Genomic DNA, 20837 nt, shown 5'->3' with positions numbered 1-20837 from the left:
TTAAAATGAATGATATGTAATAGATGTTGATTATTAATGCAACAGTATGATTGTCATGCTTTTTGTCCAAAGGGATGCTTCTTTGAAGAAACTGTCAAATAACAAAACTGTCTTATTTGATTAGCCTGGCTAACTGATTTAGAGACAATAAATAATGAGCAGTCCAAACTAAAAAATAATGAGTACCGGATAATTTTATCCTAAAAAAGACGTCAGTACAAAACCACTATACCTCCCTCCTCCCCCCGATAAGCTTGTTATAATAAATTTCTCAGACTTCATACGGTGTGAACGAAATGAACACCAGATTTACGTGTAATGAACGAAATGAACAGGCTCGTCCATATTGAATAAAAAGACTTTGTTTTAAACCAGCTGATCAGCATATTTTCGCCCCCGTTGTTTTTCAACTTTCAATATTTCCTCAACATAAGGACCCCTTGGGTGTATTCAGCCATTTCAACCTGGTGACTCCCTATCCTTATCCCTGAGCTTCATAGCCCCTGCCCCCTAAGAGTAAGAATGAATCGTGGTACAATATGCTTTTTCGCACTGAAGAATGCACGCTTTACAGCCCGAACCAATTGAATACTAATATTATGTATTTTAAAGCTACCCTGAAAAGCCCCATGAGAGCTTTTATGCTTATTCTTTGTTTTCTCGTCTGGTTGCTTGGGTTACCGTTGGGTAAAACTTCCGCAAAGGAGGTGCCCGGAACCAATACCGTGTTGAGACACGATGCGACAACCTGGTTGGATAACTATCTCTTCCATCATCCTCATTCTCCCCTGCTGAGCAAAGCCTGGCGCACTAATGACTACCGTGGCCCGGGTGATATCTGGAGTTACGGCCAGGAGCAGCAAAGCCCTGTTACCAGTGGTGTTGCCTGCCTGGCATGCTCGGTAACGTCTCCCGGCCTGGCCGTAGACGGTGATACGACTACTGCCTCGATATTTACAGTGCCATTAGGGGTTGCCGGTACTATCGGGCAATTAGTAAAACTACCCGGCGTATATCAGGCGGGAGACAGTATAGTACTATTCCTGGATGCTCCTGCTGAAGATCTTGCAGCGGTTGTTTTACCACGAGTGAGAGTGACAACCTACAATAACAGCATTGCCGGTCCGGCAGTGTCCAACAATGATGGCGTAACGCTCGACGCGTCAATAGTAAAACTACAGCTGTTAGGCATAGGCTCGAATAATGCCCGGAAGTTCCGTGTAAGTATTCCCGCCACTAAAACATTTGATGGTGTACAGGTAGATTTCGGCGGCCTGGTAGGTGTATCCGGTTCATTGAAACTGTATGAAGTAGCTGCAATGATCCCGGTTACCGTATTACCACAGCCGGCCGGAACTGCCTATAATACGCCGGTTACTTTAACGCCTTCCATCCGCATCTCCAATCCGGTGTTCAACTGGTATACTTCACCGCAGGGTGGAGTACCTGTTTTTACCGGTTCCGGGGCCTTTACCAGCCCTCCTCTTGTCCGTAATACTACCTATTATGTAGAGGCAGAAGATCCTGCCGGTACAACAAGCCTGGTAAGGACTGCAGTACCCGTGACTATCGGCGGTGGTAACGGTCCGCTATGGGCATATGGTACCGGTCAGCAGGCCCCTATTATGAGCGGTGTGGCCTGTGCCTTGTGTAGCATACTGAATCCGGCATTTGCTTCAGACGGAGATACTACTACCGCCTCCCATTTGTCGCTGCCTTTGGGCATTGCCGCTGCCTTAGGACAAAAGATCACTTTCCCGGGTACATACCATAGTGGTGACAGTATCATTCTGATCCTGGGTTCAGAAGCTGATTTCCTGGCCAATGCGGCTTTGCTGGGAAGTATCGGAGTTACCACTTCTTTGAATAATGTCAGTAACAATGACAAGCAGCTATTAAATAGCTCCTTGTTGGATATTGATGTTCTGCAGGGCTTGAATGGTATCAAAAGGTTCCGGGTAGCTATACCAGTATCACATACTTTCGATGCTGTACAGATAGATCTTAGCAGTATCCTTGGCGCCAATAATTCATTACATATCTATGAGGTAATCGCAATGACACCGGTAGCGGTTACGCCAAGTCCCGCTACGATTAACGCAGGACAAACCGCCACACTCAATGCTGCATTGCCCGGCATACCCGGCGTTATCTTCAATTGGTATGAAACTGCTGAGGGAGGCTCGCCGATATACACCGGTAATAGTTTTGTAACGCCTCCGCTGTTCCAGCATAAAACCTATTACGTGGAAGCTATTTCTCCCACTGATGGTCTGATCAGCATTAAGAGAACAGCTGTAGATGTGAATGTAAACAGTGCGAGTGCTAACGGACAATTAAGTTGCAGCGGTTCCCAGACACAGAACAACGGTACCGGAGGAGCAATCTGCCTGGGATGTACCGTAGATAATCCGGGCCTGGCAGTGGATAATGATCCGGCGACAGCATCTAATGTGCGTATGGGAATAGGAGCACTGGGATATGTTTACCAGGATCTGGTATTCCCCGTTGCAGGTAAAGCCGGAGATACTATTCGTTTGGGGCTTGGAACTACCACAGGGCTGCTCGATCTGGCGGTGCTCGGAGGTATTAGTGTCGGTCTCGGAAACGGTATAAGACCAACAGACGCTGACATGGGCGGTCTTCAGAGCGGCCTGCTGACAGTACGTTTGTTGAATGGCGTACAGCAGAGCACCTATACTTTCGTTGCGAATAAAACTTTCGACAGGGTAGAGATCCGTTTGAGCGCTTTGGTAGGGGCGATTACTACACTGAATGTATACTACGCACAGATAGTTACTCCTGTTGCGGAGGTAGCTGCCGGCAACATATTCACCTGCAGTGGAAGTCCTGCGGTGCTGAGCGCCGTTGGCCCTGCCGGTTATACGTTGCGCTGGTATAGTTCTTATACCGGTGGCACTCCGGTTGGTTATGGTGCATCATTCACTACGCCAGTCATTACAAAGGATACTACATATTTCGTGGAAGCCGTGGGCGCCGACAGTTGTGGTAGTGAAAAACGTACGCCTGTACGTGTGAAAACAGGTTTGCCGGGAGTGGTGGTGACGCCGTCTTCCGCAGCTGTAGTGGAAGGAGCTACGCCTACATTTAATGTTGTTACCCCGAATCCGGGTTACATCTATAATTGGTATAATGTGCCAACAGGCGGTACCCCTGTCTTTGTTGGTACCCAGTTCACCACACCTCCGGTAACGGGAAACGCGACCTATTATGCAGAAGCGATATTGCAAGGTAATGCCGGCTGCAGAAGCCTGCGTACGCCGGTGGCTGTTACACTCAATGGTGATAGTGGACCGGGTACCCCAGGCGATATTGATTGCGGTGGTGCTACCCGTCAGGAAACGGCGGCAAGTGGTATATGCATCGGCTGTTTTGTGGAGAAACAGGATTCAGCCGTTGACAACAGCACACAGACAGCATCCGTTATGCATACCGTTCTTGGTGTCGGGGCCAGCATACAGCAATCTCTCATCTTCCCTGCTGCCGGTGTAAAAGGAGATAGCGTACGTATTAAACTCGGCTTCGTTACCACGCTGGCAGATCTCGGCGTGTTAAACGGTATCCAGATCTCTTCTTCCAACAATGGTACTGCCAATAATGATCAGATAACGCTTGGCCAGGGACTACTGAATCTCCGGTTGTTGAATGGTAACAGGGATCTGATATATTCTTTTGCACCTGGCGCTGCTTTCGACAGGGTTAATGTCAAACTGAGCGGCCTTGCCACAGCCCTTACAGCATTGAAAGTCTATTCAGCACAGATATTTGCGGGCAAGCCGGCTGTGGAAAAAGATACCGTGTACATCTGTCAGGGTAGCACAGCTACACTGAGAGCAACTGGCCCTGGCACATCTTTCCGCTGGTATAATCAGCCTGTTGGAGGTACCGTACTTGCTTCAGGTGCTACCTTTCAGGTAAGTGATCTGACAAATGCTGTTTACTATGTAGAAGCACTTTCCTCTACGGGTTGTGCGAATCCGACAAGAAAGGCAGTATATGTAATCGTCGGTTTGCCACAGCCATTGGTAACGCCGTCTGTGAGCACGATCAATGCTGGTCAGACAGCCACTTTCACTGTCAATAATCCTAATCCTGCATTTCAATACAACTGGTACAATGCGCCGGTTGGTGGTACGATGCTACAAGCTAATAGTACCAGCTTCACAACTCCGGCATTGTCTGCTGCCGCAGTTTACTACGTAGAGGTAAAAGATCCGCTAACTAACTGTACCAGTCCGACACGTACTGCGGTACAGGTGAATATTGATATGCCTGCAGAGCCAACGCCATGTAGTTATGCTACGCAACAGGTGAGCCCTGTTATTGCGGGTATCTGCCTGTTATGTTCTGTATCTGATCCGGCACTGGCAGTAGACCAGAATGCAAATTCAGCGTCTACGATTACTGCTACCCTGAGTGCGGTAGGGTATGTGGGTCAGTCGTTACGGTTTGGTAACACTTATCCTGCGGGCGACAGTGTTACGCTGGACCTGGAAGTGCCCGGCCAGGTAATAGATGCAGCATTGCTGGGCGGTGTGCGACTGGAAACTTACAATGGAGATACGCCTAATGGCGACGCCATATTCCTGAATAATTCAATAGTACATGTAAGGCTGCTGAACACGGGCAACAAGTTCCGGGTAACAGTGCCGGTTGCCAAAGCCTTCAATGGCGTATTGGTAAGCATCAACGGTGTAATAGCGGCATTGACACGTGTGAAGGTGTACTTTGCAGCGGTGGTAACGCCCAGACCCCAGGTAGCTACGCCAACTGTGAATGTGTGCAGTGGCGGGACGGCTACATTAATAGCAACATCTCCTAACGGTGCAGACCTGGCCTGGTATACTACGGCTGTTGGAGGTACACCGCTGCCAGGAGACGGCACATATGTAAGCCCGGCCCTGACAGCATCCGCTACCTATTATGTGGAGGCCGGCCGTTTTGGTTGTGCCAATCCTGTGAGAATACCGGTAAGGGTAAATGTTGGTACGACACCTGCTGCACCGACTGCTGCCGGAAGAAGTATCTGCGCCGGTAATCCGGCTGCCCTGCTGGCAACAGCACCGACAGGAGCTACGTTCCGCTGGTATTCCGCAGCTACAGGTGGTACGCTGCTGGCGTCCACCGCAAACTATACTACTAATGCCCTGACTGCAGATACTGCTTTCTATGTAGAGGCAGATAATAATGGTTGTAAGAGTGCAACCAGGACAAGAGTTCCTGTAACAGTGAACGCTGCTCCGGCTAATCTCACTGTAACCCCATCTGCGACAGTTGTAAGTAGCGGCCAGGGGGCCATCTTTACAGCGCATGCAACGGGCGCCAATGTCATCTATAAATGGTACAACATGTCCGGGGATTCTATTTTCACCGGAGCTGTGTTCAATACCGGTCCCTTAACTGCTACCAGTACCTTCTCAGTAGAGGCGGTAAATGCAGGTGGTTGTAAGAGCGGACCGAGAGTATCGGTGACAGCGACTGTTGTGCCAGGTGATAACGACATCTCCTGTGACGCAGCTTCCGGCCAGGAAAACACGGCTAACGGCATCTGTGTCGGTTGCTATGTCGAAAATCCGGCGCTGGCTGTTGACAACAGTATACTGTCCAAATCCACCCTCCATGTGGTGCTTGGACTGTTGAACGGATATGTACAACAGTCACTGATCTTCCCGCAGGTCAGCGAGCCCGGTGACAGCACGGTTATAGCCCTCTCCTTCGACAATACGCTGGCAGACATCGGCCTGTTGTCGGCCATTGAGGTGGGATCTTACAATGGCGCCGTTTCCAATAATGACTTCATTGCGCTGAATAACCCGCTGATAAGACTGACCTTACTGGGCGGTAATAAGCAGGCACTCGCAGGCTTTAAGCCCAAAGCGCTGTTTGATAGAATTGTAATACGTCTCCGGTCCGGTGCAGCTTCTGCCCTGAGCGCGGTGAATGTACATTTCGCAAGTCGTGTGGTAGGATTGCCGGTAGTAAAAGGCGATACGGTGTGTACGGGCAACCGCGCTACACTCGCTGCAAGCGGTCCGGCCAATGTTTCCTTCCGTTGGTATACAACAGCAATAGGTGGTACTTCCATTGCTACAGGTACAAGTTATCAGACGCCTGCACTGACAACGAATACTACTTATTATGTAGAGGCAGTTAAATCAAGTCTGGACTGTCCTAATCTCCAACGTGTACCTGTAACGGCCATCGTAGAAGCCGTACCAGGTGCACCTGTACTGGATACTACTGCGTTGTCTATCTGTAGCGGTAGTACTGTAACTTTTAATGTGAAACCGGTAGCTGGCGTTATCTATCGTTGGTATACTGCTCCTGCAGGTGGCACCTTACTGTTTACAGGTACTTCTTACAAAACACCTGCTCTGACGGCTACCACAGCCTATTATATTGAAGCATCCAATGCTACTGGTTGTATTAATACGGCTCGTAAAATGGTGACAGTTAACATCGTTGGCAGGCCAGCAGCACCAACAGTGGCTTCCGGCAATGTGACTATCTGTGCAAACAGCAGTGCACAACTGGCGGCTACTTCTACGACTCCGGGCGCCGTATTCCGCTGGTATACAACGGCCGCTGGTGGTTCGCCGGTATTCGAAGGGGCTTCCTTCCAGACGCCGATACTGACAGCGTCTGCCACTTATTATGTTGAAGCGGCGGCAGGTGCTTGCACAAGTGCATCAAGAACATCGGTGGCTGTTACGGTCAATCCGGTGCCTGCTGCGCCGACTGTAACAACAATACCTGCAAACGGTGAAGTGGTATCTGGCCAGTCAGCAAAATTGACCGCAAATTCCACGACACCGGGTGTAGTATATAACTGGTATACAGTTGCTACCGGCGGTAGCCCTGTATTTACCGGAGCCACCTTTGCAACGCCTGCGCTGACCAGTGGCATCACTTATTATGTTGAAGCGGTTGCAGGTGCTTGTCCGAGCCCACGTACTGCAGTACAGTTAACAGTAACCGTGGTGCCGAATACAGCCTGTGATTTTGCAAATGCACAATCAAGCAGTACCACGGCTATCTGTGCGCTTTGTTCAGTAGTAGATGGACAGCATACAACAGACGCCGATATTAATAACTACTCAATACTCTCAGTACCACTGGCCGCTGGTGGAGGCAGCGTACAGCAAAGCCTCATCTTCCCCGGCGTTGCAGCTGCAGGCGACAGTGTGCGCATTATGATGGAATTGCCGGCACAGGTGGTAGATGCAAGTTTACTAAGTTCACTGGAGGTATCCAGCTTCAACGGAGCAACGGCAAATAATGATGCCTTGTTGCTCAATAGCAGTAACGTGAGCATCAGGTTGTTGAGCGGTAGCGAAAAATTCACCGTGGCCTTTGCTCCGGGCGCTGCCTATGACCGTGTGCAGGTGCGCCTGAGAGGTGGCGTAGTAGCGGCTTTAGTGAAAGTCCATATCTATTATGCAACAAGACAGGTTTCAGCGCCGGTAGTAGCTGCGCGTAATGTTACTATCTGTAGTGGCAATACGGCTACGCTTACGGCGACAGCCAGTCCGGTGGCTACACTGGAATGGTATGATGCTCCTGTTGGCGGGCAAAAGGTATTTGAAGGGGCTTCCTTCATTACACCGACGCTGACGGCAACAAAAACATATTATGTACAAAGTGTGCGTACCAGCAATGATTGCGCTAATCCGAACAGGGTGTCCGTAACAGTTAATGTGATACCAGGACTGGTAACGCCAACTGTAACTGGCGCTGCGATCTGTGCAGGTCAGCAGGCTACCCTGACGGCTAATGTAACAGGCTCGAATATACAGACCCGCTGGTATAGCGCACGGACAGGTGGTACACTGTTGTTCACAGGTACTACCTATGTAACGAATGCACTGAATGCAGATACCGCATTCTATGTAGAGACAGGCAATGGTGCCTGCACGCTGTCTTCCAGGATAAGGGCAACTGTAACAGTTGGTGGCGGTGCCTCCACCCCTGTGCTGGAAGCGCAGAACGTAAACATTTGCGCGGGTAGCGCGGCCACCTTTAAGATCACGTCAGCAGCAACAGGCATTACCTACAAATGGTATACAGCTTTGACCGGAGGTACACTGGTAGATACAGGTACCACATTCACTACGCCGGTGCTTTCTGCTACCACAGTTTACTATGTAGAGGCAAGCAGCAATAGCGCTGCATGCAGCCAGGCGAGTGCAAGAGTAGCTGCTACAGCCACTGTAGCTGCAAGACCAGCTGTTCCGGCACTGGTAAGTAATAATGTGGAGATATGTGCTGGTCAGAACGCCGTACTGTCTATACAAAATCCGCAGAATGGTATAAGCTACCAGTTCTATACTGCTGCAACAGGTGGTACACTGGCATCTACCGGACCTGTATTTGTGGTGATCGGCGTTACCGGTGATGTAACCTTCTATGTACAGGCGGTGAACAATAGTGGTTGCGCCCATGCAGGCGCCCGGGTGCCTGTTACTATCAAGGTATTGCCGGCTCCGGCAACGCCAGTGGTAGTTGCACCTGCTGTTACTGTATGTCCGGGATCGACTGCAACCCTATCCGTGCAACAGCCAAATGCTGCGTTCACCTATCGCTGGTACACTACCGCAACAGGTGGCACAGCGCTAGACTCGGGCAGCAGCTTCACAACGCCTGCTATCAATGCCGCTGCCAATTACTACGTGGAAGCTGGTAATGGTAGTTGCAGCAGCCCCGCAAGAACACGGGTAGCAGTGAGTGTTTCGACCGCTCCTCCGGTTCCTGTACTTGAATCCAATAATGTAAGCACCTGTACTGGTGGTACCGCTACCCTGCGCGTAACCTCCAATACAAATGGTGTGAAGTATAACTGGTATACAGTTGCTACCGGTGGCACGCAGGTCTTTAGCGGTCCAGAGTTCGTCACTCCAGCACTGAATAACAGCATGGTGTACTATGTTGAAGCAGTAAGCACTAACAGTCAATGTGCCGGTACCAGTGCAAGAGTCGCCGTTACGGTAACAGTAGGTGTGTCTCCGGATGTGCCTGTGTTGACTGCTGGCAGTGTGAGGGTATGTGCTGGCCAGGATGTAACATTGTCCGTACTGCATCCACAGGCAGGCGTGTCTTACCAGTGGTTTGATGCAGCTACAGGCGGTACGCTTGTCTACACAGGCAGCAACTTTACGGTAACAGCAATAAATGCAGATGTGAATTATTATGTACAGGCGGCTTCAGGAACTACCTGCGTAAGTGTCAGCCGTGCAGTGGCAGGTATCCTGGTAGATGCGGCAGCACCAACACCGGATGTTGCAGCGGCAAATGTGATCACCTGTGTGGGCGGTACTGCCACATTCAATGTGCTTAACCCGGACGCAGCACTGACCTATCGCTGGTATGATGCTCCGGCTAAAGGAACCATGCTGGCTGCCGGTCCTGAATATACAACGGCTGCACTGAACAACAATACCACCTTCTATGTAGAAGCGCTGAACGGTACCGGTTGCAGCAGCCAGGCCAGGAAAGGAGTAACTGCAACAGTGGTGAATACCATTGACGCGCCGCTGGCAGATGGTACCACCATCTGTGCGGGCCGCTCCGCAGTGCTCAACGTGAAAGATCCGCTGGCGGGTATTAGTTACAAATGGTATACAGCTGCAACGGGTGGTACTCCTGTCTTCACAGGTGCAGCCTTTACCACAGAACAGCTGAGCGCAAATACAACTTACTACGTAGAAGCTGCTACCGGTGGCTGTGTAAGTCAGAGCCGTACCATCGTACAGGTAACAGTCAATACTACACCTTCATCTCCGGTGGCAGCCAATGCTGCAACGACAGTATGTCCTGGCGAATTTGCCACGTTAAGTATACAGAACCCTAATGCTGCCCTGACTTACCGCTGGTATAACAGCCCGACAGGTGGTACACCGGTAGCAACAGGTAGTTCTATTATGACTCCGGCTATTACAGCTAACGTTACTTATTATGTAGAGGCACTGAATACTTCCGGTTGTACGAGCATTGTCCGCACGCCTGTGAGCGTAACACTGGGCGCTTCGGCTGAAAATGCAGCTGTGGCTGGTAATACAGACATCTGTGCAGGTGGTATGGTCACACTTTCCGCTACATCGGCAACTGCAAATGCAAGCTTCCGCTGGTATACAGCAGCTACAGGCGGTGCGCCAATAGCAGAAGGAGCCACATTCATTACACCGGCCCTCAACCAGCCAGCCACCTACTACGTAGAAGCGATAAGTGCAGGCGGTTGCAGCAGCACTTCCAGGACAGCCGTACAGGTAAATATCCTTGAGCCGTTGGCGGCACCGGTCGTAACAGTAATGCAGACAACACCGACACAGGTAGTCTTTGAGTGGACCGCGGTACCGGGGGCAACTGCCTACCAGGTAACAGTGGATAACGGCCATACTTACGTCGTTCCAAGTTCCGGCGCTGAAGGGCTTGCACATATTGTTTCCGGCCTGGCGCCTGCGCAGATTATCACTATACGTGTAAGAGCAGTAGGTATTGCAGATTGTGAAACCAGTGCACTCTCCTCTGCGGTGACAGGTACAACAGAAAACCCGCAGGGCAACAACATCTTTGTTCCGAACGTGTTCACACCAAACGGAGATGGATTTAATGATGTGCATTATGTGTATGGAAATACCATTGCCAATATCGTAGTGAGATACTACAACCAGTTTGGTCAGCAGATATTCGAAACCAAAGATCAGCGTACCGGATGGGATGGTACCATGGGAGGCCGTCAGCAACCTGTGGGTGTCTACATCTATGTACTCCGCGCTACGCTGCAGGATGGTTCGATTGTGAATAAGAAGGGAACCGTTACTATCGTTCGCTAACGAGATTAGAAAATGTATAAACAGGGCCGGGATGGCATATCATCCCGGCCATTACAAAAAAGTTAAAAATCTTCTTATGAAGAATAGAAACATACGCATCATTGTCTGGATGGTATTGGTCACTTTGCTGCCTGCATGGGCAAACGCACAGGTGGACCCTCACTTCTCACAGTACTACGCTTATCCTATGTGGCTGAACCCTGCACTGACAGGTATCGTTGATGGCGACTACCGTGTCAGCGCGAACTATCGCAACCAATGGGTGAACATTGGTAAGCCGTTTTCGACTACCGGTGTATCCTTTGACGCCGCCGGACCAAATAATATCGGCGTTGGTGCGAACATCATCAACATGTCGGCGGGAGATGCCGGTTACAACTATCTCAATGCTATGGCCAGTTTTTCTTATCGGGGCGTGCGCTTGGGTGAAACAGGTACCAGTCAGCTGGTATTTGGTATCCAGGCGGGCATGATCAACCGTAAAATAGATCCGGCCAAGTGGCAGCTGGGTAGCCAGTATGACCCGGTGATGGGCTTTGATCCTTCGAAACCAAGTGGTGAAAATATCAGTACAACGTCTTCCAATGTATTTGACGCCGCCGCGGGTGCAATGTTCTTTGACAGCAATCCCAATCATCAGTTCAACCCTTTCGGCGGTTTTTCTGCAGGCCATCTTACACGGCCGACAGATCCGTTTTTAACAGGTGAGGATAAGCGGCTGCCGGTAAGGTATATGGTACATGCCGGTACACGTGTTAAATTGAATGACATCTTCAGTATTACACCGCATGGGTTACATATGCGTCAGGGAAATGCACATGAAACCGTGGTGGGTGTATACGGACAGGCATACCTGAATGAAGAATTTGATTTCCTGCTGGGTGCTAATTACCGTATCAACGATTCTGCCATCCCATTTGCGGGTTTTCACTTCAAGAGCTTCGTGCTCGGGCTTAGCTATGATGTAAACACCTCCAGTCTGAGACGATTGGTCAACGGTAGTAATAGCTTTGAACTATCCTTATCCTTCATAAGCCGGAAAAAGAGAGTTTACTCAGAAGAAAATTTCTTTTGCCCGCGCCTGTAAAAACAAAACATACACGGATGAAACAACATGTACGCTATTGGCTGGCTATCGCATTATTATGGATTGTTAGCTCCTCAAAGGCCCAGTATGTATACGACTATAAAAGAACCGGTGATATTTACTTCGAGGCAAAGGATTACTACTCCGCCGCACAGTATTACAACAAAGCCCTTGCTACTTTTAAAATAAAACCCGGCAAGATCCTGCCTTACACTGTTGAGCTGCGGAGCGGTAAGGAGTCCGGTAAGCTCAAAGATTACGAACTGGTGATATATCGCCTGGCAGAATCTTACCGAAATTACTACGACTATGGTAACGCAGAAAAATATTATGAGCAGGTAGTGGGCTTCAACAATAACACGCTCTTTCCGCTTGCCCGTTTCTGGTATGGTGTGAGCCTGCGTGCAAATGGAAAGTATAGTATCGCATTGGAGCAGTTCACAAAATTTAAACAGGAGTATAATAAGATAGACGAATTCAGTACCCGTACTAACCTCGAGATAGCTTGTTGTGAATTTGCGATCGGCGAGGAAAATCGCCTGCCGCTATATACGATTGGCAAATTGTCAGGAGATGTAAATGAAGGGGGCGCAAACTACGCTCCTGCTATGTTGGGAAAGGACCTGCTGCTATATACATCTTCCCGTCCCGACAGTAGCGAGCTGGAGAAAGAGAAGAAATCAAAGAAAGCTAATCCTTACATCAACAATCTGTTCATTGCCCGCGGAAAGGGCGTTGACTTTCGTAATAGTCAGCCGGTTAGTATTCCCGAAGAGAAGGGTGTAGATCAGGGGGCTGCCACTGTCAGTCCTGACGGAAATACGCTTTATCTGACCCGCTGGACGACCAAAAACGGGGTAAAGGCGGCTGCTATTTACACAAGTGCCCGGAATGCCGGCAAATGGGATGAGCCCAAACTCATGGGGCCAAATGTGAACGTGCAGGGATATAGCGCAATGCAGCCGTTCGTGACTGCAGACGGGAAATTCCTGCTGTTTGCATCCAACAGGCCGGGTGGAATGGGGAAAAATGATCTGTGGTATTGTCCGCTTGACAAGGGTGTTGCCGGCCCCGCTAAGAACATGGGCACCAATATCAATACCCGTGATGAGGAACAAGCGCCTTTTTATGATACTGAAAAAAAGGCCCTGTTGTTCAGTACTGACGGAAGGATCGGACTGGGTGGACTGGATTTCTTTGTGGCCGAGGGCGACTTCAGCAGCTGGAGCGTTCCAAAAAACATGGGCATTCCGCTGAACTCCCCCAAGGATGATGTTTACTATTCGGCGGTTGATAATGAGCATCCGTTGGCTGCCGGGTACATCAGTTCGGATAGGGAATCTGTTTGCTGTCTGGAAGTGTTCGCTATAAAAAAGATATCCAAAACCATCAATGGATTAGTACTGGATTGTGATAATAATATGCCACTTACAGGCGCCAAGATCACATTGCTGGATACTATATTACAGCGTGTATTGCAGCAGGTTACATTGGATGAGACCGGACGTTACAGGTTTGAAGTAGAGCCGTTGAAACATTATAAGATCATGGCGGAAAAAGAGAACTATTTCTCAAAGGCCATTTATGCAAATACAGACGATTTAACAAAAATTGACTCTTTGTATAATCCAAATACGTGTCTCAAGCGTTATGAAATAGGAAAGCCCATTATCCTGAAGGATATTTATTATGACTTCGATAAGGCAACCTTACGTTCGCAGTCACTGATAGTACTTGACACAGTGGTCGCTATCATGCAGGATAACCCGAACATCATCATTGAAATGAGTGCACATACGGATAGTAAGGGTAAGGATGCGTATAACATTAAACTGTCTCAGAAAAGGGCGCAGTCCTGCGTAGATTACCTGATAAGCAAAGGTATCTCTAGCGATCGTATGATCGCTAAAGGATACGGTGAGACAAGGCCTATCGCACCTAACGAAATGTCGAATGGAAAGGATAATCCGGACGGCAGACAGCTGAACAGAAGAACAGAATTTAAAGTGTTGCGTGTAACCCAGTTGGCAGACTAACAGGAACGGCAATTTCTTTATAAAGTAGGTTCTCTGACCTACGGGTTGGAGCCATATCCTAATGACTAGCGAAGACCATCACAATAATGGCCGGAAATTTCCGGCCATTATTACTCTTTTTTACCCTGCAGTCTCCTGATATTCTCTATCAGATAATTGCCATCAGAAATTACTGTGCGCTGCTTTTCAGGATGTTACCGATAGCTATAACGCTGTCTTTGCCAGCTTTGAAGTAAACTTTAGAGAATGCGCTTATTTTCAGTGCGCTATCATAGTTAAACTTACGTGTCTGTCCATTTACAACAACGGTCTTAACTTTGTTCCAGATCACTTTTGTTGCTTCAGCACCATTACCCGGAATAGTGTCTTTCAACAGGGTATCGATGGTTGGAGTAGCAACAGAACCACCGATCAGGTAGAACGGATGTTTAGTGTCTTTGGTAGAAGCCTTCAGCGTGATAGACAGGTTTACGCTGCTATCAGCATTTTCAGTCAGCTTAACAGTACCTACCTGAGTAGCATCTGTCGCGCTCTTGGTCAGCTTGTATTCTTTAGAACGTGTGTTCGGTTTTACAGGTTCATCATCATCGCTGCAAGCTGCAAAAGTAATACCCATAGCAAGGGCTAATGCTCCCACTTTCAGAGCATGTTTTTTAATCGTAAGCATGGTTTCCGTTTAATTATGAATTAATAGAAATAGGTTTCCGTATTTAGTACAATAAATTGGTTTCTCAGCGCTGATGCAATTGTTAAACGGAGATGGTCTCGAAAAGTTACAGTGATTGTAGAAAAATTATTTAATGTGTTTCCGGCAAGCAATGAATTGCTTATCTGTACTGCGTTTGAGGCCCGTAAAAAACTATAGGAAAGGAATATATGTTGTGACACCCAGTAAAAAAAAGCAGCCGAATTAAAAAACATTTTACCTTTGTTGCCTACAAATGAAGCGCCATGAAAATGTAATTTAATATCCGGTACTTCCGGATATGCCCACAGCCCCTTTTAGATGTTAACAGGTACAGATCTGTACCGGCAATTTCATTTTTGATTATTTTAATTTTATCTATATGCGAGATACACAGGCCAATTCCCGCCTGGGAAAGGTATTCCGGTTGTTTGTTATGGCAGTATCAGGCACGGAAAAAGAGTTTACAAGTGGTAATATTAACCGTGCTATTTTTTTATTATCAGTACCTATGATCCTGGAAATGGTGATGGAGTCACTTTTTGCAGTCGTGGATATTTTCTTCGTCAGTAAACTGGGTAAACATGCCATTACTACTGTTGGACTAACCGAGTCTATGATGACGCTGGTCTATACTGCCGCATTCGGACTGAGTATGGCTGCTACGGCAGTGGTGGCGCGACGCACAGGCGAGAAGGACAGTGATGCAGCCGCACATACTGCTGTCCAGTCACTGTATGTAGCCCTGGTGCTGGCGATGGCTATTGCTGTAACGGGCATCATATTGGCTCCTGATCTGCTTGCACTGATGGGCGCCTCTGCAGAAGTGATCGATAACGGTCATATATATACGCGTATCATGCTGGGAAGTAATCTTATTGTGATGTTGCTGTTCCTTATCAACGGTATTTTTCGGGGCGCGGGAGATGCTGCTATTGCTATGAGATCATTGTGGATAGCGAATATCCTGAATATCCTGCTCTGTCCTTTGCTGATCAATGGTCTGGGGCCAATTCCCGCATTGGGTCTGAAAGGCGCTGCACTGGCAACTACAATAGGCCGTGGCATAGGCGTATGTTATCAGTTATATTATCTGTTCGGAGGTAAGGGGCTGATCCGTATTACCGCCCGTCATATACGCCCCGATATAGGCGTGATCTGGAAGCTGCTGAAGATAGCTGCAGGAGGAACCGCACAGCTCCTCATTAATACGGTCAGCTGGATATTCCTGGTACGCCTGATTGCCCGTTTCGGCGAAGATGCGGTAGCTGGCTACACCATTGCAATACGTATTGTCATTTTCACGCTGCTGCCTGCTTTTGGTATGGCCAATGCGGCTGCTTCCCTGGTGGGACAGAACCTGGGTGCCGGCCAGCCCGACCGGGCGGAAACATCGGTATGGAGGGCCGCGTTCTTCAACATGTTGTTCCTGGGATCAATATCCATCTTTTTCTTCCTGGCGGCCCGGCCGGTGGTAATGATCTTCACAAGCGACACGGCCATTGTATTACAGGCAGCAGAGTGCCTGCAGCTGGTAAGTATAGGGTATATCTTTTATGCCTATGGTATGGTGCTGTCCCAGTCTTTTAACGGCGCGGGAGATACGCGTACTCCCACTCTGATTAACCTGGTAGGCTTCTGGCTGTTACAGATACCCATGGCCTGGATACTGGCAGTAAACTATAACATGGGGCCAGCTGGTGTTTTCTGGGCAATAGCCATAGCAGAATCCTGTATCGCGGTAGCGGCTATTGTGATATTCAGAAAAGGATGGTGGAAGCGGGTGAAAGTTTAGTTACATTTGCGCTGCTTTGCAAACTAACTAAAACTCAATAAAAAGAATACGCATGTCGCTAACTGTTGTAGGTTCTATGGCGTTCGATGATATAGAAACGCCCTTTGGTAAATCAGGCCGGATCATTGGTGGTTCAGCCACATTCATTGCATGGGCCGCTTCTAATTTTGTAAAGCCCATCAACCAGGTATCCGTAATTGGCGGTGACTTTCCTCAGGAAGAACTGGACGCGCTGGGTGCCAAAGGTGTCGCTTTCGATGGGGTACAGGTGAAGAAAGATGAAAAATCCTTCTACTGGGCCGGTAAATATCATATGGACATGAATACCCGCGATACGCTGGCTACTGAGCTGAACGTACTGGGTGAATTCCAGCCCGTAATACCCGACACTTACCAGGGAAGCGAATTCCTGATACTGGGCAACCTGACACCACAGGTGCAGCTGTCTGTTATCAAACAGATGAAAACAAGGCCCAAACTGATCGTAATGGATACCATGAACTTCTGGATGGAAGTGGCTATGGACGATCTTAAAATAGTGCTGAAAGAAGTAGATGTACTGCTGGTAAATGATGCAGAAGCCCGTCAGCTGACCGGAGAAGTATCGCTGGTAAAAGCTGCCCGCACGATACTGACAACCATGGGCCCTAAATACCTGATCATTAAGAAGGGTGAGCACGGTGCACTGTTGTTCCATGAGAACCATGTATTCTTTGCGCCAGCACTGCCACTGGAAGAGGTATTTGACCCAACCGGCGCTGGTGATACCTTCGCTGGTGGTTTTATTGGCCACCTGGCAAAAACAAAGGACATCTCCTTTGAGAACATGAAGACGGCCATCATCGTAGGTTCCGCTATGGCGTCATTCTGTGTGGAGCGCTTTGGGGTAGGCCGCCTGCGTGAGATCACTTCAGAGGATATCAGTAACCGCCTCGAGCAGTTCGTACAACTGGTAAATTTTGACATTGACCTGATCTAGTCGGAAACGCTATAAAAGAAAAGCATCAGTCCCGGAGGCTGATGCTTTTTCTTTTTTATACTATAACCCATTACTATTTGTAAATCTGATTCAGAATAGCCGCAAGTCTCAACCCTCCTTTCAACAGCTGGTTATTCAGGTCGCTGACAAACCAGAAATTATAACGGTAGCTCAGTTTATCATTGGCATGCGTCAATGAATATACTTTGCCTGACAGTTGATTAGATTCAAACATCCAGTCGGCTACAGTACCACTCTGTATTTTTCTTACAGTGGCAACGGTAGCGGTATCCAGTGCCTGTGTATATTCTGTATAACTGAGCTGCTGGAATTCAATGAGGTGTTCATCCCATACCCTGTGCAGGTTGGTAGGCTTGTCAAACCACATTACCTGGATCTTATTACCCCCCTGGTCCTCATCGCGGCCTGCATGCAATGGCTGATGCATGTCTCCGATCATGTGGATAAGGAAACTCAGTGCAAATACTTTGTCTTCTTTCGAAGTGGCCGGATCTTTTAGTTTTTGGATCAGCGCATTAGTTTGTGCATACAGGTTGTTTCCTGTAGCATGTGCCTTTATTACCTCGTCAAATTGTTGGCGTGTACAGTTAGCAGGGAAATCCAGGTAGTGCCAGGGAGAAGTATGATCATACCGGTGCGTGGTGTCTGACTTGATAAAATCAGGCCAGTTGGCTACCATCGCCATGCTTTGAGGGCCAAGGATGGCATAGATGGCTTTCCGCGCCTGCGGACTTAAATGACGGCTGGCGATCTCGGCTACCACACGGTGGCCGGTAACGCCCCAGGCAAAGCCTGACATGGGCAACAGCAATAGCATACCCATTAGAACATGGTAGAGTTTTTTAAGCATAATGCATGAGGTGGTTAATAAGTCTTATTAAGTGCGTAAAGGTGGGCCAGATTTTTCAAATGAAAAAGCACTGTCTATTAATTTGTACATTTGATAACGCTATAATTTAGAATATGCCCTTTAAGATAAATGCACCATATGCCCCTGCAGGCGATCAACCGGAAGCCATCCGACAATTAGTAGAAGGATTACAGGATGGGGCGCCTGCCCAGACATTACTGGGGGTAACAGGATCAGGAAAAACCTTCACTGTCGCTAATGTTATCCAGCAGGTACAGCGCCCCACCCTGGTGCTGACCCACAATAAAACACTCGTGGCGCAGCTGTACGGAGAGTTCCGTCAGTTCTTCCCGGATAATGCCGTGGAATACTTTGTGTCTTACTACGACTACTACCAGCCAGAGGCTTATATGCCGGTGAGCGATACTTATATTGAAAAGGATCTGTCCATCAACGAGGAGCTGGATAAGCTCAGATTGCGGGCAACGACCAGCCTCTTGTCCGGACGAAGAGATATAATAGTTGTAGCGAGCGTGTCCTGTATCTATGGTATGGGTAACCCGACGGATTATGAAAATGGTATCATCCGTCTGCACAGGGGACAGACCATTGCCCGCAATACAGTATTGCATGGACTGGTCAATTCCTTATATACCCGTACTACCGGCGACTTCAACAGGGGTAATTTCCGCGTTCAGGGCGATACGGTGGATATTAACCTGCCTTATGTAGACTTCGGTTACCGTATTACTTTCTTTGGCGACGAGATCGAGGAGATCGAAAGTTTTGATGTACAGAACGGCAAACGTATCGGTACCATGGAGAATGCGGCTATCTTCCCCGCCAACCTCTACCTGGCGCCAAAGGACATGATGGCCCAGATCATTTTTGAAATTCAGGATGAACTGCTGGCCCAGGTGGAATATTTCCGGTCTATCGGAAAACACCTGGAGGCACAACGTCTTTCTGAGAGAGTGAATTATGACCTGGAGATGATCAGGGAACTGGGCTATTGCAGTGGTATTGAAAACTACTCCCGCTTTCTGGACCGTCGTGCACCTGGTACCCGTCCTTTCTGTCTGCTGGACTATTTCCCAAAAGATTACCTGTTGGTGATAGATGAGAGCCACGTAACGATTCCCCAGATCGGAGGTATGTACGGTGGAGACAGGTCCCGTAAGCTGACCCTGGTTGACTACGGTTTCCGTTTGCCCTCGGCGATGGACAACCGGCCGCTGAACTTCTACGAATTTGAGAACCTGGTGAACCAGGCCATCTTTGTCAGCGCTACTCCGGGTGAATATGAGCTAAGACAGACGGAAGGTGTGGTAGTAGAACAGGTGGTGCGTCCTACAGGACTGCTGGAGCCGCCTATCGAAGTAAGGCCAAGCGTGAACCAGGTGGACGACCTGTTGGAAGAAATAGACAAACGTGTTGCCAAAGGCGGCCGTGTACTGGTAACCACCCTTACCAAACGGATGGCGGAGGAAATGGACAAGTACCTGCATCGTATTAATATTAAGTCCCGCTACATTCACTCTGAGGTGGATACCCTGGAGCGTATAGAAATATTAAGAGACCTGCGTCTGGGTAATATCAACGTGCTCGTGGGGGTAAACCTGTTGCGTGAGGGCCTTGACCTGCCGGAGGTGACACTCGTGGCGATTTTGGATGCCGATAAGGAAGGCTTTCTGAGGGACGAGCGCTCGCTGACACAGACAGCGGGTCGTGCTGCACGTAACGTAGAAGGGCTTGTTATCTTTTACGCAGATAAGATAACAGACAGTATGCAGCGTACTATCGATGAAACTGACCGCCGCAGGCAGAAACAGATTGCCTATAATATCGAGCATAACATCACACCAAGAACGGTGTTGAAAAGTAAGGAACAGATCCTCGGACAGACGGCTGTATTGGAAATCAAACAATTCGATGAAAACTCCCCATACGCAGTACACGATGAAGTAACACTTGTTGCGGAAGAAGCAGTAGGGTATGCAAAACAGGAGGCTACCGTAGCCAAAACAATTCCTCAGATGGAGAAAGCAATTACGAAGATCAGGAAGGACATGGAGAAGGCGGCAAAAGACCTCGACTTTATGGAAGCTGCCAGGTTACGTGACCAGATGTTCGCAATGCAACGCGAATTAGAAAGTATGAAGCAATAATACCGCAGTAAGATCCATTTTTATGTCCTGGATCATAAAAATTATATTAATTTATTTTTAATGTATTGATAATTTTCAACGACACTATTTCATTCAACAAAATCAGTCTAATATTTATTAGACTGATTTTTAGTTTATTATGATGCGTATCTCCTAATTGCAGTAGCAAGTGCCCTTCCAATGTTAGAAAATTGTTAAATGCCCACCTTGAAAATTCATAAATATTTCATAATTAATGTTTTATGTTTCGTTTTGTGGCCTTTTTACACCACCCTTAACATCAAAAAGTAATACTGATATTATTATTATTTATAATATAGTTAATATTTAGCCCCCTATCCTATATTTTTCTTCAATCATTTCTAT

The 20837-nt window shown here is 48.2% G+C and carries 8 protein-coding genes and 1 pseudogene; 7 read left to right on the top strand and 2 right to left on the bottom strand.

The window, feature by feature from the left end; genetic code table 11:
• Positions 1–539 precede the first annotated feature (539 nt).
• From L3C95_RS02355 to L3C95_RS02345, 4 genes and pseudogenes are all read left to right on the top strand, one after another.
• A pseudogene (locus L3C95_RS02355) lies at positions 540–7667 on the top strand (hypothetical protein); the annotation flags it as partial.
• Between the two features lie 93 nt (positions 7668–7760).
• Positions 7761–10850, top strand: coding sequence for a gliding motility-associated C-terminal domain-containing protein (locus tag L3C95_RS35185; RefSeq protein WP_410682695.1), 3090 nt, complete (start codon positions 7761–7763; stop codon positions 10848–10850).
• A gap of 76 nt (positions 10851–10926) precedes the next feature.
• Positions 10927–11937: a PorP/SprF family type IX secretion system membrane protein gene (locus L3C95_RS02350; protein WP_236384796.1), complete on the top strand. Its 1011-nt coding sequence runs from the start codon at positions 10927–10929 to the stop codon at positions 11935–11937.
• A 17-nt stretch (positions 11938–11954) separates the two neighbouring features.
• A complete protein-coding gene (locus tag L3C95_RS02345) occupies positions 11955–13973 on the top strand; it encodes an OmpA family protein (protein ID WP_236384793.1) in 2019 nt (672 codons plus the stop codon).
• Between the two features lie 169 nt (positions 13974–14142).
• On the opposite strand, the gene L3C95_RS02340 is transcribed toward L3C95_RS02345, so the two are convergent.
• Entirely contained in the window at positions 14143–14640 is a 498-nt protein-coding gene (locus tag L3C95_RS02340) for a hypothetical protein (protein WP_236384791.1), read from the bottom strand.
• Positions 14641–15040: 400 nt separating this feature from the next.
• Here L3C95_RS02340 and L3C95_RS02335 point away from each other — a divergent pair, with 400 nt between their 5' ends.
• Positions 15041–16453 carry an MATE family efflux transporter gene (locus L3C95_RS02335; RefSeq protein WP_236384789.1) on the top strand — a complete coding sequence of 471 codons (1413 nt, stop codon included), beginning with the start codon at positions 15041–15043 and terminating at the stop codon, positions 16451–16453.
• 52 nt (positions 16454–16505) lie between these two features.
• Positions 16506–17432 carry a PfkB family carbohydrate kinase gene (locus L3C95_RS02330; protein WP_236384787.1) on the top strand — a complete coding sequence of 309 codons (927 nt, stop codon included), beginning with the start codon at positions 16506–16508 and terminating at the stop codon, positions 17430–17432.
• Between the two features lie 73 nt (positions 17433–17505).
• On the opposite strand, the gene L3C95_RS02325 is transcribed toward L3C95_RS02330, so the two are convergent.
• Positions 17506–18303, bottom strand: coding sequence for a S1/P1 nuclease (locus L3C95_RS02325; protein ID WP_236384783.1), 798 nt, complete (start codon positions 18301–18303; stop codon positions 17506–17508).
• A 113-nt stretch (positions 18304–18416) separates the two neighbouring features.
• Here L3C95_RS02325 and uvrB point away from each other — a divergent pair, with 113 nt between their 5' ends.
• Positions 18417–20471, top strand: a complete 2055-nt coding sequence (uvrB, locus tag L3C95_RS02320) for an excinuclease ABC subunit UvrB (protein ID WP_236384781.1) — start codon at positions 18417–18419, stop codon at positions 20469–20471.
• Positions 20472–20837 lie beyond the last annotated feature (366 nt).

This window comes from Chitinophaga filiformis (assembly GCF_021646545.1).
In the GTDB taxonomy this organism is placed as follows: Bacteria; Bacteroidota; Bacteroidia; order Chitinophagales; family Chitinophagaceae; genus Chitinophaga; species Chitinophaga filiformis_A.
This window is presented reverse-complemented; position numbering and strand designations above follow the sequence as displayed.

What these genes read in the sequence shown, in the direction of transcription:
- L3C95_RS02350 (WP_236384796.1), top strand. Translation starts at nt 10,927, where the DNA reads ATGAAGAATAGAAACATACGCATCATTGTCTGGATGGTATTGGTCACT.
- L3C95_RS02345 (WP_236384793.1), top strand. Translation starts at nt 11,955, where the DNA reads ATGAAACAACATGTACGCTATTGGCTGGCTATCGCATTATTATGGATT.
- L3C95_RS02340 (WP_236384791.1), bottom strand. Translation starts at nt 14,640, where the DNA reads ATGCTTACGATTAAAAAACATGCTCTGAAAGTGGGAGCATTAGCCCTT.
- L3C95_RS02335 (WP_236384789.1), top strand. Translation starts at nt 15,041, where the DNA reads ATGCGAGATACACAGGCCAATTCCCGCCTGGGAAAGGTATTCCGGTTG.
- L3C95_RS02330 (WP_236384787.1), top strand. Translation starts at nt 16,506, where the DNA reads ATGTCGCTAACTGTTGTAGGTTCTATGGCGTTCGATGATATAGAAACG.
- L3C95_RS02325 (WP_236384783.1), bottom strand. Translation starts at nt 18,303, where the DNA reads ATGCTTAAAAAACTCTACCATGTTCTAATGGGTATGCTATTGCTGTTG.
- uvrB (WP_236384781.1), top strand. Translation starts at nt 18,417, where the DNA reads ATGCCCTTTAAGATAAATGCACCATATGCCCCTGCAGGCGATCAACCG.